Annotated in this window: 14 protein-coding genes; 12 read left to right on the forward strand and 2 right to left on the reverse strand. The window is 49.8% G+C overall.

From position 1 onward, the window contains the following. The first annotated feature begins 118 nt into the window (after positions 1-118). Both envC and CS369_RS18425 read left to right on the forward strand, forming a co-directional pair. On the forward strand, positions 119-1435 hold the full coding sequence (envC, locus tag CS369_RS18420) for a murein hydrolase activator EnvC (RefSeq protein WP_196908208.1): 1317 nt from the start codon (positions 119-121) through the stop codon (positions 1433-1435). A 25-nt stretch (positions 1436-1460) separates the two neighbouring features. Continuing rightward, the gene (locus CS369_RS18425; protein ID WP_196908209.1) at positions 1461-2396 is read left to right on the forward strand and encodes a divergent polysaccharide deacetylase family protein; all 936 of its coding nucleotides are present in this window, start codon (positions 1461-1463) and stop codon (positions 2394-2396) included. A gap of 41 nt (positions 2397-2437) precedes the next feature. Here the strand turns inward: CS369_RS18425 and tdh are convergent, their stop codons facing one another. Both tdh and CS369_RS18435 read right to left on the reverse strand, forming a co-directional pair. Beyond that, positions 2438-3463 carry an L-threonine 3-dehydrogenase gene (gene tdh / locus CS369_RS18430; protein ID WP_196908247.1) on the reverse strand — a complete coding sequence of 342 codons (1026 nt, stop codon included), beginning with the start codon at positions 3461-3463 and terminating at the stop codon, positions 2438-2440. 13 nt (positions 3464-3476) lie between these two features. Further along, positions 3477-4673 carry a glycine C-acetyltransferase gene (locus tag CS369_RS18435; protein WP_196908210.1) on the reverse strand — a complete coding sequence of 399 codons (1197 nt, stop codon included), beginning with the start codon at positions 4671-4673 and terminating at the stop codon, positions 3477-3479. Between the two features lie 243 nt (positions 4674-4916). On the opposite strand from CS369_RS18435, the gene rfaD reads away from it, so the two are divergent. The 10 genes from rfaD (at position 4917) to CS369_RS18485 (ending at position 15761) form a co-directional block, all read left to right on the forward strand. Next, on the forward strand, positions 4917-5849 hold the full coding sequence (gene rfaD / locus CS369_RS18440) for an ADP-glyceromanno-heptose 6-epimerase (protein ID WP_196908211.1): 933 nt from the start codon (positions 4917-4919) through the stop codon (positions 5847-5849). Between the two features lie 127 nt (positions 5850-5976). After that, complete coding sequence (gene rfaF / locus CS369_RS18445) at positions 5977-7026, forward strand: ADP-heptose--LPS heptosyltransferase RfaF (protein WP_196908212.1); 1050 nt, start codon at positions 5977-5979, stop codon at positions 7024-7026. Further along, the gene (rfaC, locus tag CS369_RS18450) at positions 7026-8045 is read left to right on the forward strand and encodes a lipopolysaccharide heptosyltransferase RfaC (RefSeq protein WP_196908213.1); all 1020 of its coding nucleotides are present in this window, start codon (positions 7026-7028) and stop codon (positions 8043-8045) included. The genes rfaF and rfaC overlap by 1 nt, the downstream gene beginning before the upstream one ends. Positions 8046-8227: 182 nt before the next feature. Continuing rightward, the gene (locus tag CS369_RS18455) at positions 8228-9403 is read left to right on the forward strand and encodes an O-antigen ligase (protein WP_244665092.1); all 1176 of its coding nucleotides are present in this window, start codon (positions 8228-8230) and stop codon (positions 9401-9403) included. 190 nt (positions 9404-9593) lie between these two features. After that, positions 9594-10676: a lipopolysaccharide core heptosyltransferase RfaQ gene (gene rfaQ / locus CS369_RS18460; protein ID WP_196908215.1), complete on the forward strand. Its 1083-nt coding sequence runs from the start codon at positions 9594-9596 to the stop codon at positions 10674-10676. Between the two features lie 10 nt (positions 10677-10686). Beyond that, positions 10687-11811: a glycosyltransferase family 4 protein gene (locus tag CS369_RS18465; protein ID WP_196908216.1), complete on the forward strand. Its 1125-nt coding sequence runs from the start codon at positions 10687-10689 to the stop codon at positions 11809-11811. Beyond that, positions 11812-12621 (forward strand): lipopolysaccharide core heptose(I) kinase RfaP, encoded by an 810-nt coding sequence (gene rfaP, locus CS369_RS18470; protein WP_196908217.1) that lies wholly within the window; start codon positions 11812-11814, stop codon positions 12619-12621. A gap of 20 nt (positions 12622-12641) precedes the next feature. Next, on the forward strand, positions 12642-13730 hold the full coding sequence (gene waaB, locus CS369_RS18475) for a lipopolysaccharide 1,6-galactosyltransferase (RefSeq protein WP_196908218.1): 1089 nt from the start codon (positions 12642-12644) through the stop codon (positions 13728-13730). Positions 13731-13740: 10 nt separating this feature from the next. Continuing rightward, complete coding sequence (gene waaO / locus CS369_RS18480; protein WP_196908219.1) at positions 13741-14793, forward strand: lipopolysaccharide 3-alpha-galactosyltransferase; 1053 nt, start codon at positions 13741-13743, stop codon at positions 14791-14793. Then, positions 14772-15761 (forward strand): glycosyltransferase, encoded by a 990-nt coding sequence (locus tag CS369_RS18485; RefSeq protein ID WP_196908220.1) that lies wholly within the window; start codon positions 14772-14774, stop codon positions 15759-15761. The genes waaO and CS369_RS18485 overlap by 22 nt, the downstream gene beginning before the upstream one ends. Positions 15762-15772: the final 11 nt, after the last annotated feature.

A 15772-nucleotide genomic window follows, 5' to 3' on the forward strand; every position in this document is an offset into this window, starting at 1 on the left:
CCTGTGTAAACCTTACCTAAGATGCGCATCTCTGCAACATGTTCTTTCATTACCTGAAAGAGAAAAGCGCGGTAGGATGACTGGTCAGGGGCTGCCCATCGTGAAATAATCCCATCTTATGAATAAGAAAGCGTCAGTGGTCTCGCCCCGAGTACCATGCAGTGTGCCTGCTCAGGGTTCAAACACAGGCAAATCGCCGCTGCATGCGCTGCTCGCGATATGTATCAGCGCGGTTTGCGTTGGGGCTTTTACGTGGCCGACGCTCGGGCTCGGTGCCGATAATCAGCAACAGCTCAAGACCCTGCAACAGGATATCGCGGAGAAGGAAAAACGCGTTCAAGAGCAGAAACAGCAGCGCAGTACGCTGCTCAACCAGTTGCAGCAGCAAGAACAATCCATCGCCCGGGCCAGTCGCCAACTGCGTGACACCACGGGAACGCTTGCCACACTTAGCGAAGAGCTTAAAGCGTTGGCAACCTCCATCACCAAACTCGAAAACCAAAGAAAGCAGCAGGAAGCGCTGCTGGCACGCCAATTAGACGCCGCCTTTCGTCAGGGTCAACACAACGGCTTGCAACTGATCCTCAGAGGCGAAGAGAGCCAACGCAGCGAGCGTATTTTGGCCTACTTTGGTTACCTGAATGAAGCGCGCCAGCAAAACATCGCTGAGTTGCAACACACCCGCACCGAGCTCACCGCGCAGAAACGGCAGGTAGAGCAGAAGCAAGCAACGCAAAAAACGCTGCTCGCCGAGCAGCAAACACAGCAAAAGGCGTTGGAGCAAGCGCGGGGTGAGCGTAAACAAACCCTATCCACGCTGGAAAGTTCGCTGGAAAAAGATCGGCAGCAACTGACAGAATTACGACAGAATAAAGCACGCCTGCGCGACCAGATTGCCCGCGCTGAACGCGAAGCCAAAGCGCGAGCCGAACGCGAAGCGCGCGAGGCAGCCAAGGTGCGTGAACGTGAAGAACAAGCCAAACTCAGCGGCAGCCGTTACCAACCATCGGAAAGTGAGCGTTCACTTATGGCGCGCACCGGCGGGTTGGGCCAACCTGCCGGTCAGGCTATCTGGCCAGTGAGAGGGCGGGTTGAACACCGTTTTGGTGAACCCTTGCAGGGCGAATTGCGCTGGAAAGGATTGATGATCGCGGCACCAGAGGGTACTGATGTTAAGGCCATTGCCGATGGCACCGTGCTGATGGCTGATTGGCTGCAAGGGTATGGACTTGTTGTGGTGTTGCAGCACGGCAAGGGAGACATGAGCCTGTATGGCTATAACCAGAGCGCACTGGTGTCGGTCGGCGCACAGGTGAAAGCCGGACAACCGATCGCATTGGTGGGCACCAGCGGTGGCCAAAGCCAGCCTGTGCTCTATTTTGAAATTCGCCGTCAAGGTCAGGCGGTCAACCCACAACCTTGGTTAGGAAAATAACAGGGAAACCATTTTGCTGATACCGATGTTACGAAAAGTACGCCGTCCGCTTCTCTTCACCTTGTTATTGGCATTTTGTACATGGGCGATGGCGGGAAAGCTGTCAATTGTGATTGATGATTTCGGCTATCGACCCCACAACGAAAACCAGATACTGGCGATGCCAACCGCCATCTCCATTGCGGTGTTTCCTAACGCACCCTATGCCCGTGACATGGCAGTAAAGGCCCACCAGCAAGGGCGCGAGATATTGATCCACCTGCCGATAGCTCCGATGGGAAAACAGCCTCTCGAGAAAGATACACTGCGCCCGGAGATGAGCAGTGAAGAGATCGAACGCATTATCCGTCAGGCGGTAAATAACGTCCCTTACGCGGTCGGGTTAAATAACCATATGGGCAGCGCCATTACCTCCAGCCTGCCAGGCATGCAAAAGGTGATGCAGGCCCTCAACGCTTATAAGCTCTACTTTCTCGACAGCATGACTATCGGCAGCAGCCAATCCATTCCGGCTGCGGCGGGCACACACGTCAAGGTGATCAAGCGTAAGGTCTTTTTAGACGATACTCAGAATGAGGCGGATATTCGCACCCAGTTCAATCGTGCGGTGCAACTGGCACGCCGTACCGGTTCAGCCATTGCCATCGGTCACCCGCACCCCGCGACTATCAAAGTGCTGCAACAGATGTTGCCCACGCTGGATACCGATATCGTTCTGGTGCGCCCCAGCCAGTTGTTGAATGAGCCGGTTCACTACCAGACGCTGCCCTATGAACCTCGCCCTGCGCAACCAGCACATAAACCGTTCCTCAAACCGCAACTGTGTACTATTAAACAGCCACTACCGCCGGTGGGTAACGACGTCTTCTTTAAACTGATCGGGGAAAGCTTACGTGGCAGTGCGCCCGTTCATTTTATTGAGCTGCGCTGGCGTACCTGGTTCACATCCGGGGATAAATAAATGCATAGCGCGCCCTGGCCTCGGGGCGCGCTACGATGCCGTTAATCCCAGTGCAAAATCACTTTGCCAGATTGCCCAGAGCGCATCACATCAAAGCCCTGCTGAAAGTCATCTATTGGGAAGTGATGAGTGATAATCGGCGTTAAATCGAGGCCAGATTGGATTAATGACACCATTTTATACCAGGTTTCGAACATCTCCTGCCCGTAGATTCCTTTGATCGTCAGCCCTTTGAAAATCACTTCGTTCCAATCAACCATCATCGGCTCCGGCGGAATGCCAAGCAGCGCCACCCGCCCACCGTGGTTCATGGCATGCAACAACGCGTGCATCGCGGCTGGCGCGCCGGACATTTTCAGGCCCACATCAAACCCTTCACGCATCCCCAGCGACAACATGACATCCGCCAGCGTCTCTTGCGCCATATTCACCGCTCGCGTAACGCCCATTTTGCGCGCCAGATCCAGTCGATATTCATTAACGTCGGTGATCACCACATGGCGCGTACCAACATGGCGGCACACCACCGCCGCCATAATGCCTATCGGACCCGCGCCTGAAATCAGCACATCTTCACCGACCATATCGAACGACAGCGCGGTATGCACGGCATTGCCAAAGGGATCGAAAATCGCGGCCAGCTCATCAGAAATTTCATCGGGAATAGGAAACGCATTAAATGCCGGGATCACCAGATATTCGGCAAAGGCACCGGGACGATTCACGCTAACGCCGATGGTGTTACGGCAAAGATGACGCCGTCCCGCGCGGCAATTGCGGCAAAAACCGCAGGTGATATGCCCCTCTCCTGCCACGCGATCGCCAATCAGAAAGCCACTGACCTCCTGACCAATGGCAACGATTTCACCCACATATTCATGCCCGACGATCATTGGAACGGGAATGGTCCTTTGCGACCAGCTATCCCAGTTGTAAATATGCACATCAGTACCGCAAATCGCCGTTTTGCGGATCTTGATCATGATGTCGTTGTGGCCCACCTCTGGCAACGGCGCATCCATCATCCAGATACCGGGTTCCGACTTCAGTTTGGCGAGTGCTTTCATGCGTTTCCATCCGTTAGCTGACGACACCAAGGCGTTTCCCAACCCGAATAAAGGCGGCTACAGCATGTTCTATCTGCTCCGAGGTGTGCGCGGCCGACATCTGCGTGCGAATGCGCGCTTGCCCTTGCGGCACCACGGGATAGAAGAAGCCAGTGACGTATACTCCTTCACGCTGCATGGCCAACGCAAAATCTTGCGCCAACCGCGCATCGCCCAGTATCACCGGGATAATGGAGTGATCGGCACCCGCCAGCGTAAATCCAGCGGCCGTCATGCGCTGACGGAATAGCGCAGCGTTTTTCCACAGCTGTTCACGCAGTGCATCACCCTGTGCCAGCAAATCCAACACGGCAATGGAAGCCGTGACAATCGCGGGGGCCAGCGAATTGGAAAACAGGTAAGGACGGGAGCGTTGGCGTAGCCAATCAATCACCGGTTTACGCGCGGCAACATAGCCACCAGACGCACCGCCCAGCGCTTTGCCCAACGTACCGGTCAGAATATCAACGCGTCCCATTACATCGCAGTATTCATGGGAACCTCGCCCTTGCTTGCCGACAAAACCCACCGCGTGCGAGTCATCTACCATCACCAGCGCACCATAACGCTCTGCCACATCGCAAATGCCTTTCAGGTTGGCGATCACGCCATCCATTGAAAAGACGCCGTCGGTCGCCACCATCAGCGTGCGAGCGCCTTCCGCTTTTACCTTTTGCAACTGTGCTTCCAGTTGCTGCATGTCGTTATTGTCATAGCGATAGCGACGCGCTTTACACAACCGGACGCCATCAATGATCGAGGCGTGATTCAGCGCATCGGAGATGATGGCATCGTCTTCACCCAGCAGGGTTTCGAACAGGCCACCGTTCGCGTCGAAACAAGAGGAGTAAAGGATAGCATCTTCCATGCCGAGGAAATCCGCCAGCTTATGCTCCAGCGTTTTATGGATATCTTGCGTGCCGCAAATAAAACGCACGAACGCCATGCCAAAACCGTGGCTGTTCAACCCCGCTTTCGCTGCTGCAATCAAGGTTGGGTTGTCTGCCAACCCCAGATAGTTGTTGGCGCAAAAATTCAGCAAAGAGCCACCGTCGGCCACCTTGATATCCGCACGTTGAGCCGTGGTGATAACCCTTTCTTCTTTAAACAGGCCGTCAGTTCGCGCCGCCATCAGTTGTGCGGAAAGACGCTGATAAAACGATGCAGGCATGGTATCACTCCTTTGTGTAAGCCCGCACACAGCTTAATCAATCCTGTTTATTACGGTGACAGATAACGCCACAGAATCTGAAAAATGCCAGGCGGGTCACGACCTGCTGCGACACAGCCTCGGCAAAACCTTGCGGCAGCGCAAAATGGTGTACTGTCTGTAGTGCAACGAAATGTTATGATAGCAGTCATAAATAGTGTGGAGCGTGGTGCTTCACCCACGAGATTTACAAGGGTTACTCCCATGATCATCGTCACAGGCGGAGCCGGCTTTATCGGCAGAAATATTGTTAACTCATTGAATGACATCGGTTATCGAGACATTTTGGTGGTGGATAACCTGAAAGACGGCACCAAGTTTGTCAATCTGGTCGATCTGGATATTACCGATTACATGGACAAGGAAGACTTCATCGCCAGTATCGTTGCAGGCGACGATCTGGGCGATATCGATGCCATCTTCCATGAAGGTGCATGCTCTTCCACCACGGAGTGGGACGGCAAGTACATGATGGACAATAACTATCAGTACTCGAAAGAGGTGCTGCACTACTGTTTGGAACGTAGCATCCCGTTCCTGTACGCCTCTTCCGCAGCCACGTACGGCGGGCGCACCAGCGACTTTATTGAAGAGCGCCAATACGAACAGCCGCTGAACGTTTACGGCTATTCCAAATTCCTGTTCGACCAATACGTGCGCGATATTCTGCCGCAGGCAGATTCGCAGATTTGCGGCTTCCGCTACTTCAACGTCTACGGCCCGCGCGAAGGGCACAAAGGCAGCATGGCGAGCGTCGCGTTTCATCTGAATAACCAGATCAATCAGGGCGAAAATCCAAAACTGTTCTCCGGCAGCGAAAATTTCCAACGCGATTTCATTTATGTTGGTGATGTGGCTGCGGTTAACCTGTGGTTCTGGCAGCACGGTGTTTCCGGTATTTTCAACTGCGGAACGGGTCGTGCCGAGTCGTTCCAGGCAGTGGCCGATGCCGTGTTGGATTTCCACCAGAGAGGCCAGGTGGAATACATTTCTTTCCCTGAAAAACTGAAAGGCTGTTACCAGGCCTTCACGCAGGCCGATTTGACCAAACTGCGCGCGGCAGGCTACGACAAGCCCTTCAAAACGGTGGCTGAAGGTGTCAGCGACTATCTGACCTGGCTGAACCGCTCCGCGTAAACGCCACAACAATGTGCGGCCGCACTCATCTATGGCCGCACGTTCCCGGTAAGCAGCAGGCACCGGATTGCATCCTTCGATGGCATTTTTCTGGCCGCCAAGCAACAGAACATAAAAGATAAACGCTATGAAAATCCTGGTGATTGGCCCATCGTGGGTGGGTGACATGATGATGTCCCACAGTCTGTATCGCTCGCTCAAAGCACAGTACCCGGATGCACAGATTGATGTCATGGCGCCGGCTTGGTGCCGCCCGCTGTTGGCCCGCATGCCGGAAGTGCGTCAGGCGCTGGCGATGCCGCTCGGGCACGGGGCGCTGGCGTTGGGTGAACGTCGGCGTTTAGGGGTGTCGTTGCGCGCGCAAGGTTACGATCGTGCCTATGTGTTACCGAACTCGTTTAAATCCGCGCTGGTACCCTTCTTTGCCAAGGTGCCAGAGCGCACCGGTTGGCGTGGCGAGATGCGTTATGGCTTGCTTAACGATGTGCGAGTATTGGACAAAGCCGCGTTTCCCCTGATGGTGCAGCGCTATGTCGCTCTAGCCTATCCGCGCGACCAGATTCATCGGGCTGAAGATCTTCCGCAGCCGCTACTATGGCCGCAGCTACAGGTCACACAGGCGGAAATCGACGCTGTGCTCCCCACCTTTGATTTAGTAAGCGAGCGCTCACTTATTGGTTTCTGCCCCGGCGCTGAATTTGGCCCTGCCAAACGCTGGCCGCATTATCACTATGCCAGCCTGGCACAAACGCTGATTGAACGCGGCCATCACGTTGTACTGTTCGGCTCAGCCAAGGATAACGAGGCGGGAGAAGCGATACGCGATACGTTACCCGAATCTCTGCGTGCCTTTTGCACCAATCTGGCAGGCAAAACGTCACTGGATCAAGCCGTGGTGCTGATCGCCGCCTGTCACGCCGTGGTCAGCAATGACTCCGGATTAATGCACGTGGCAGCCGCGTTAAACCGCCCTCTGGTGGCACTCTATGGCCCCAGCAGCCCGGATTTCACCCCGCCGCTGTCACATCAGGCTAACGTTATCCGCTTGATTACCGGCTATCATCGCGTGCGCAAAGGCGATGGCGAGCAGGGATATCACCAAAGCCTGATTGATATTCAGCCTGAGCGCGTGTTGGAATCCTTGATGCCTTACCTCCAGACACAGGAACATCGCTAATGCGGGTGCTGATCGTTAAAACCTCTTCCATGGGCGATGTCTTGCACACGCTACCTGCCTTGACGGATGCCATGCGCGTCATCCCCAATTTACGATTTGACTGGGTGGTGGAAGAAGGGTTTGCCCAAATCCCCACCTGGCATTCCGCCGTTGATCGCGTAATCCCTGTTGCCATCCGCCGCTGGCGTAAAAGCTGGTTCAGCGCAGAAACACGGCGTGAACGCGTACAATTTAAGCAACAGCTGCGAGAGCGCCAGTACGATGCGGTAATTGACTCCCAAGGGCTGCTGAAAAGTGCGCTGTTGGTCACGCGTCTCGCGCGTGGGAAAAAACACGGTTTAGACAGCAGCAGCGCGCGTGAGCCGCTGGCCAGCATTTTCTATAACTACCGGCACCGCATTGCACGGCAGCAGCACGCCGTCGAGCGCATTCGTGAACTTTTCGCGGCCAGCCTGAGCTATCGCAAACCCAGTGAGCGGGGGGACTACGGTATTGCCCAGCATTTTCTGGCAGCACCGTCGGAAGATGCCGGGCGCTATCTGGTATTCCTACACGCCACCACCCGTGATGAAAAACATTGGCCCGAATCTCACTGGCTCGCACTGATCGCCAGTCTGCAACCGTCAGGATTGCGCATCAAACTCCCCTGGGGCGCAGAGCATGAACATCAGCGAGCGCAGCGCCTTGCAGCCGACTTTCCACATGTCGACGTGTTACCGCGTCTGAGTTTGCAGCAGGTGGCCGCCGTACTGGCGGGGGCACAAGCGGTTGTTTCCGTCGATACCGGCCTGAGTCACCTGACGGCAGCATTGGATCGCCCGAATATCACACTCTATGGCCCTACCGATCCTAGGCTTATTGGTGGATATGGGCTCAATCAGGTGGTAGAACAATCTGAAAATCACCACATGAGCGCTATCTATGCCGATGCGGTCCGGCAAAAGCTGTCAGAGTTGGTAGACTTACAGCCTCTCGACGCGACTTCCCTGCACACATCGGTGCAAAGCGCGCTTTCGTAAAGGCTTGCGCCGGGGCTACACTCATGCCATCCCTGATGGTCGGGATAATAGGGATAGCCCTTGCTACGTGACCCGATGATATGTTGAATGATTTAAGATACAGCTGGGCAAAATACCCCGCGGTAAGCGCTTCTTTAACCATAAATACGCTGTTTCCAGGGTGCATACTGACCCTGGCCGTCATGCCGTTTAGTACCATCATCGCCGGATGGCTGTTTTATTTGACCGGAGTATCCGCCGCTCTGTATGTGGTTACGCATGTGAAACAGGTCCTCGTCACCAAACGCCTGTTAATATTGCCCACCCTGCTGTTGCTGACGGGTTGTCTCAACCTTGTCTGGTTTTCGCTTTACTATCAACACGACACACTTTTTACCGATGTCTATTCCGCCTATCGCACTGCCGGACATGCAGCGATTCTCGGCGCGTTTATTCTGTTAGCCGCATGCCACTTGCCACATAAAAACCAGCCCATCCTGCAAGTTGGCTTCCTCGCGGTCTGTATAATGACGCTGGCTTATGCGCTATTTCAGTCAGTTTTTCACGATATGTACCATGTGAGCCTGATCTTTGGCCCGGCAACCAGCGCGGCCTATTTTATGACGTTTATCGGAGCATTGAGTGCGCAGGCATTACTTACGCTCAATGTGCGCTACAAATATTATCTCTATTTACTCCATTTCTTGCTGGTAACCAGTGCCATCATCCTGACACAGACACGAGCGGCCATTTTTGTTTATCCCCTGATTGGGGCGATGATTCTGTTATCAGAAGCGCGTCATAATAAACGTAAATTACTTAAGGGCGTGCTGGGCTTCATTATAACGTTAACGCTCTGCATTGCGCTGTTCCACGACACGATCCATAAACGCACCAGTGATTTGATCAACGACGTGCGCAGCTACAACCAGAACAACAGCCAAACTTCCGTAGGCGCACGGTTTACCGTGGTTCAATCCGGTATGGACGCAGGGCTCGCGGCGCCGTTCGGGCAATCCGCCGAACAGCGCGCGGCAGATATCACCGCCTTCGCACAACAGACACCAGCCATGAAGGGGGCGCTGGATTACCTGAACGTGCATCTTCATAACGATGTCATTGAAGCTTTTTCACTGAAAGGCTGGCCCGGTGTACTACTGATTATTTTGTTTTATGTCGCGCTCTCTTATTTTTCGATTTTTGTGTTGCGCAGCCACATTTCCATTGCGCTGTTATTTACCTTACTTATGTTTCGCTTGAGTGATGTCATTCTCTTTGCGAGGGATATGTTGATGGCGTGGCTGGTCACGTTCTGCCTTGGCATGACGCTGACGGGAAAATGGACCCGTCCCCCCAGCACAGACGCCCCCTCAACCTAACGTAATTATCACTGTGAGAGGCATACAGCTTTTAGTACCATAGCGGTATAAAATAACAGAGCCTGTGTATTTATTTACGTTACGCCTGATAACAATCCGGATAATAGCGCGCAGTCCACTGGTAGCTGAAAGGCCAGGGGCGGTAGCGTGGTCATTTTCTGGTTTATATGCGTTAACTGAAGGAAAGCGAGTGAGTCTCAAAACCCTTACCTATAACCGGATCTTGATTGTAAAGCTGCGTTTTCATGGGGATATGCTACTGACTACGCCGCTTATCAGCACGCTAAAAGCGCGCTACCCAGAAGCCGCTATTGATGTGCTGCTCTACGAGGACATCATCCCTATCCTTTCCAAGCATCCAGATATCCACCGGCTATACGGTTTAAAAAGAAAAACCGCTGGCGCAATGGAGAAAGTCAGTGATTTTCTCGCCATGCGCAACACCCTCAAACGCAACCGCTATGACCTGATTGTGAATCTGGCCGACCAGTGGCCAATAGCGCTGCTGATTAAATCGTTGAACTGCCCTTATAGCCTCTCCATTCAACGCGGAGGAGCCAGACAGTCGCTATGGCGCGCCTGTTTCACACGTTGTCTGGAACCAACGGGGCAGCATATCGTTGAGCAGAACTTCTCTTTGCTTGCCCCTCTGGATGTGCCAGAGGAAGACAGGACACGGCCGCTGTCGCTGTACTATGGCCCGAAAGATGCTGACCGTGTTTTTGCCCTCGCCCCTGCATTAGCGGCAACGCCTTATGTGGTCATCCAGCCGACAGCCAGGCAGTATTTTAAATGCTGGGATAACGAGAAGTTTGCGCAGGTTATTGATCATCTGAAACAGCAAGGGTTAGAAGTCGTCCTTACCTGTGGCCCTGGTGCCGACGACTTGGCGGTGGTGAATGAGATCAACACTCTGTGCGAACACAAACCGAATCTGTCGTTTGCCGGTAAAACGCATTTTCTCGAACTGGCAGCGTTAATCGACAAAGCCGTACTTTATATCGGCGTCGACTCAGCACCAATGCACATGGCGGCAGCGCTCGCGACACCAACGGTTTGTCTGTTTGGGCCGACGGATCACCGTAAATGGAGCCCCTGGTCAGATAACCATATTGTTCTGTGGGCAGGGGACTACACCGCTATGCCTGAAAGAGAACATCTCGATAGAAATAAAAAATACCTGTCATGTATCCCTGCTCGGGACGTTATTCACGCCGCAGAAAAGTTGCTGACCTACACTACGGGTGCTCCACTAAATACCGCAGAAAGATAAGGAATTTTGCATGAATATTGCCTTCTGCTTGTATAAATATTTCCCGTTTGGCGGCTTGCAACGCGATTTTCTCAGTATTGCTCAGGCCTGTGTCAGGCATGGTCACCGCGTGCGCGTGTATGTCTTGTCCTGGCAGGGAGAAGAACCAGAAAATCTTGAGATTATTTTGGTGCCCACGGTGGGTATCAGCAATAACACGCGGCATCAACGCTACAGTGAGTGGGTTCGACACCATCTGCAATTGCACCCTACCGATCGCGTGGTGGGGTTCAACAAAATGCCGGGACTGGATTTTTATTACGCCGCTGATGTGTGCTATGCAGAAAAAGTCGAGCAGGAGAAAGGATTTTTCTATCGCTTAACGCCGCGCTACAAACACTACGCTGCTTTTGAAAAAGCGGTGTTCAGCCCAGGCGTGAAAACCAAAATGCTGATGCTAACTCAGCGCCAGATTGCAGATTTAAAAAAACATTATGGTACGAAGGATGGGCGTTTCCTGATTCTGCCGCCGGGCATTGCGCTGGACAGAAAATATGACCAGCAGACACTCGGCGTTCGCCAAACCTTTCGTGATGCGCAAAATATCCCAGAAAACGCTTTGGTACTGCTGCAAGTCGGCTCAGATTTCAAGCGTAAGGGCGTCGAGCGCAGCCTACGTGCCGTTGCCAGCCTGCCGGAAGACCTACGGAAAAAGGTCATTTTCCTGGTTGTCGGCCAAGATAAACCCGACCGTTATCAGACGCTGGCCGGTCAGTTAGGGATTGATAAACAGGTGCATTTTTTCGCTGGGCGTAGCGATGTTCCTGATTTTATGGCCGCCGCAGACGTGTTACTCCATCCTGCACATCAGGAAGCCGCAGGCATTGTGCTCCTTGAAGCGATTACTGCCGGGCTACCGGTTATCGTGACGGAAGTGTGTGGCTACGCGTTCCATATTGATAAGGCACAAGCAGGCCAGGTTATCGCCTCTCCCTTCAGCCAGGAAGCGCTGAACGCTGCGCTGTACACGGCATTAGGACAAACGGAAACCTTTCACCGCTGGTCGGAGAATGCCCGGCATTATGCCGATACGGAAGATCTTTACAGCTTACCGGAAAAAGCCGCGCTGCTGATTGCGGGCCAGGATAGTCACTAAATGAAAAGTGTCATTACGTTAAAAGAGCCGTTCGCCTCACTCTGGCAGGAACACGACCCATTTGAAGAAGTCAAAAAACTGGATGGCGATGTCTTTCGCGCATTAGAGAGCCGCAAAACATTACGTTTTACTTTGGCCGGACGCTCTTGGTTTATCAAAATACATCGTGGTACCGCATTAAAAGAGGCCCTAAAAAACCTGCTTTCATTACGACTGTCCGTATTGGGCGCCGATCGTGAATGGAACGCGATTCACCGCTTGCGCGATCTCGGTGTAGACACCATGACGGGTGCCGCATTTGGCCAGCGGGGAGTAAACCCGCTACAGCGCGAATCTTTTATCATTACAGAGGATTTAAGCCCGGCCATCAGTCTGGAAGATTATTGCGCCAACTGTCCGAAGAATCCGCCAATGCTTGCCGAAAAACGGCGACTGATTCGCCGTGTGGCAGAAATGGTGAGAAAGATGCATGCCGGCGGCGTCAATCACCGTGATTGCTATATTTGCCATTTCTTGCTGCGTCAGCCTTATCAGCCCACCGATAAGCAATTTACACTTTCGGTCATCGACCTGCATCGAGCACAACTTCGCGAACGTGTTCCGCTGAGATGGCGTAATAAAGATCTTATCGGCCTCTATTTTTCCTCACTCGATATTGGGCTGAGCAAACACGATCTCTTGTTTTTCCTGAAGATCTATTTTGATCATCAACCCTTGCGTACTACGTTGTGTCAGGAACAAGCGCTATTTCATGAAGCGTTTACCAAAGCAGAAAAAATTCGAGAAAGAACAGAGCGTAAGGCACTTTAACCCGAGTCCTGATTATCATTATGAATATACTTTTCGTCGGTGAGGCCACCTCCGGTTTCGGCGGGATTGAAACAGTAATAAAAAAGGTCACTAGCTTCCTGGAAGGTGACCAAGACACTAAAAACACCTATACCTTATATTTCCTCTGCCGTGATAACCGCATGGATAAAGCCTGGCTGGAAGGAAAGCACTTTATTTGCCATCGTTCCGGCATCAAGATCTCCTTTCTGCGTAGAATGAATCACGCGTGTGCGCTGGCGCGCTTCATTAAACAGAACCAACCCGATACGGTTATTGCTTTTGATGCGCCATCCTGTCGCGTTGCGGCACAAGCGATCCGTTACAGTAAGAAAACGCTGCCGCTGATTTCGTGGCTGCACTACTCTCTCGACCACAAAAAACATGCCGAACAGGCACTGGTCGCGGATCATCACTTGGCCATCAGCTCTGGTATCAAGCAGCAATTAATAAAGCGTGGCGTTTCTCCCGAACGCATCTCTGTGATTTTTAACCCAGTCACGCCACAAAGTGTCGTGATTCCGCGCCCAACCGATAAAGCCGTCTTTATCTATGCCGGGCGTCTTAAGTTTGAGGGTCAAAAGCGTCTTAAAGACATGTTAGATGCTTTCTCAGGTTTGCACGGTGAATGGGAATGCCATTTTATCGGTGACGGTTCAGATGCAGAAATATGCCAGACCTACTCGCATAAACTGGACATTGCAGATCATTTGCATTGGCACGGATGGCAAGAAAAGCCGTGGGAATATGTTCAGACAGAGATCAAGCAAGTCTCAGCTTTTGTTATGAGTTCTGCTTTTGAGGGGCTTTCCATGACGTTGCTTGAAGCCATGTCTTATGGGATTTATTGCGTTAGCAGCGATTGCCCATCGGGACCAGGTGATATCATCAAGAACGGTGTGAATGGGCAACTTTATGCTCCGAGTAATATCAAAGATTTTATTAAGATATTATCTCAAGTACAAAAAAAAGAAATCAATCACAATGTAGAAGAAATAAAAAAATCCATCAGTGTATTTTATGATGGAAACTATTACTCTACATTCATGGAATCTATTTCCAATCATAACAATCAAAAAACATTAAAATAATGGTGATATTGTGTATTTTAATATCAAACATGTTATAAAAGAGAAAATAACACTAAATGACAATATTAATACATTACCTGCCAATGCATTTAATATTGCGTATGGAATAGACAAAAACTTTATATTTGGCTGCGGAATATCCATATCTTCCATATTATTAAAAAACAAAGGAAAAGAAATAATATTTCATATTTTCACCGACTATTTTGATGAAAAAAACATCTCGGAATTTACTGAACTTAGCCATCAATACAATACCAAAATCATCGTTTATCTCATAAACTGTGATGAGTTAAAAAAATTACCAAGTACTAAAAACTGGTCTTATGCAACCTATTTCCGTTTTATCATTGCTAATTTTTTCAATGGGTTATCATCTAAAGTACTTTATCTTGATGCTGATATTATTTGTAATGGAAAACTGGATGAATTAATAAATCTAGACTTGGGCGTTCATCTCGCTGCCGTGGTCAGTGAAGGAGAGAAACCCTGGTGGACCAAGCGGGCACATGCGTTAGGGGATGAGAATATAAGTAATGGTTATTTTAATGCAGGGTTTCTTTTAATAAACATTCCTTTCTGGGCGAAAGAAGATATCAGTCGACAAGCAATGAATCTTCTTTCCAAAGACGAAATAAAAGAAAAAATATCATTTTTAGATCAAGATATATTAAACATATTGTTTGTGAACAAAGTTATTTTTTTAGATAAAAAATATAACACCCAGTTTAGTATTAACTATGAGCTAAATGAAAGTAAAAAAATGCTCACCCCCATCACCAATAGCACTGTATTCATTCATTATATAGGCCCAACAAAGCCGTGGCATGAGTGGGCCATTTATTATGATTCAGCATGCTATTTTACAAAAGCAAAAAATAATTCACCGTGGAAAGAATCTGAATTACTTAAAGCTCATTCAGCTAACCAGCTGCGTTATTGTGCCAAACATGAATTTCATAATAAAAAAATATTTTCAGGTTTAAAAAACTACTTACTTTATTTCTTAAAAAAATCATCTAATTCAGAGCATAGAAAATTATGTATTTTGATGGCAGTGTGATCAAGAATAAGGTTGAATTTCTTGGTTCGCAGGAAACCAACAAAGAGAAGATGTTGCATATTGCATACGGTGTCGATAAGAATTTTTTATTCGGTGCTGCAATCTCGGCCACATCGACCATTATAAATAGTGAAATTCCTATCACCTTACATTTTTTCATTGACTCCATAAACGATGATGATGTTCATCGTTTCAAGAAAATGTCTGGTAGATTTAATGTAGATATATTCATGTATCATATTGACAACACACCATTAAAAGACTTACTCACAAAAAATTGGCCTTATTCTGCTTATTATAGATTAATCGCATTCGATTATTTGGGATCATATACAGATCGATTATTATATCTTGATGCCGACATTGTATGTAAAGCGCCCCTTGACGAATTAATACATTTATCTTTTGATGGTGCTATTTGTGCGGTTGTAACTGATATCGAGGGGATGGATAAGAAAGCAATGGAAAGACTCCATTGTCCAGAAATAGAAGATGTCTATTTTAATTCTGGTGTAATGTTTATGAATTTAAAACAATGGCATCAACAAAACTTAACCTCTAACGTTATTAAATTTATCTTTGAACATTCAGGACTAAAATACCCGGATCAAGATGCATTAAATATGCTTTTGCTCGGCAAAACATTTCTCTTACCCAGAAAATACAATAGTATCTATAGTATAAAAAGCGAGTTATACGACAGGACTCATCAGAAATATAAAAAAATCATAAATAATGAATCTGTCTTAATTCATTATGTTGGTACCACTAAGCCTTGGAATGAATGGGGACAATATCTTTCAACAACTTTCTTCCAAAAAGCATATCTAGCCTCAGAATGGCATGATGTACCGTTACTTAAACCCCGAACATCTTTACAGTGGAAGCAAAAATCAAAGCATGAGTTCCAGAAATATCACTTATTTAACGGTATTTTAGCAAGATTAAAATATATCACAACAAAATAAGAGAATTGTTT

Origin of the sequence: Candidatus Symbiopectobacterium sp. 'North America' (genome assembly GCF_015762685.1) — a bacterium.
In the GTDB taxonomy this organism is placed as follows: Bacteria; Pseudomonadota; Gammaproteobacteria; order Enterobacterales; family Enterobacteriaceae; genus Symbiopectobacterium.

Excerpts from the sequence above, each read along its gene's own strand:
- envC (WP_196908208.1), top strand. The coding sequence starts at position 119 with ATGAATAAGAAAGCGTCAGTGGTCTCGCCCCGAGTACCATGCAGTGTG.
- CS369_RS18425 (WP_196908209.1), top strand. The coding sequence starts at position 1,461 with ATGTTACGAAAAGTACGCCGTCCGCTTCTCTTCACCTTGTTATTGGCA.
- tdh (WP_196908247.1), bottom strand. The coding sequence starts at position 3,463 with ATGAAAGCACTCGCCAAACTGAAGTCGGAACCCGGTATCTGGATGATG.
- CS369_RS18435 (WP_196908210.1), bottom strand. The coding sequence starts at position 4,673 with ATGCCTGCATCGTTTTATCAGCGTCTTTCCGCACAACTGATGGCGGCG.
- rfaD (WP_196908211.1), top strand. The coding sequence starts at position 4,917 with ATGATCATCGTCACAGGCGGAGCCGGCTTTATCGGCAGAAATATTGTT.
- rfaF (WP_196908212.1), top strand. The coding sequence starts at position 5,977 with ATGAAAATCCTGGTGATTGGCCCATCGTGGGTGGGTGACATGATGATG.
- rfaC (WP_196908213.1), top strand. The coding sequence starts at position 7,026 with ATGCGGGTGCTGATCGTTAAAACCTCTTCCATGGGCGATGTCTTGCAC.
- CS369_RS18455 (WP_244665092.1), top strand. The coding sequence starts at position 8,228 with ATGCCGTTTAGTACCATCATCGCCGGATGGCTGTTTTATTTGACCGGA.
- CS369_RS18465 (WP_196908216.1), top strand. The coding sequence starts at position 10,687 with ATGAATATTGCCTTCTGCTTGTATAAATATTTCCCGTTTGGCGGCTTG.
- rfaP (WP_196908217.1), top strand. The coding sequence starts at position 11,812 with ATGAAAAGTGTCATTACGTTAAAAGAGCCGTTCGCCTCACTCTGGCAG.
- waaB (WP_196908218.1), top strand. The coding sequence starts at position 12,642 with ATGAATATACTTTTCGTCGGTGAGGCCACCTCCGGTTTCGGCGGGATT.
- CS369_RS18485 (WP_196908220.1), top strand. The coding sequence starts at position 14,772 with ATGTATTTTGATGGCAGTGTGATCAAGAATAAGGTTGAATTTCTTGGT.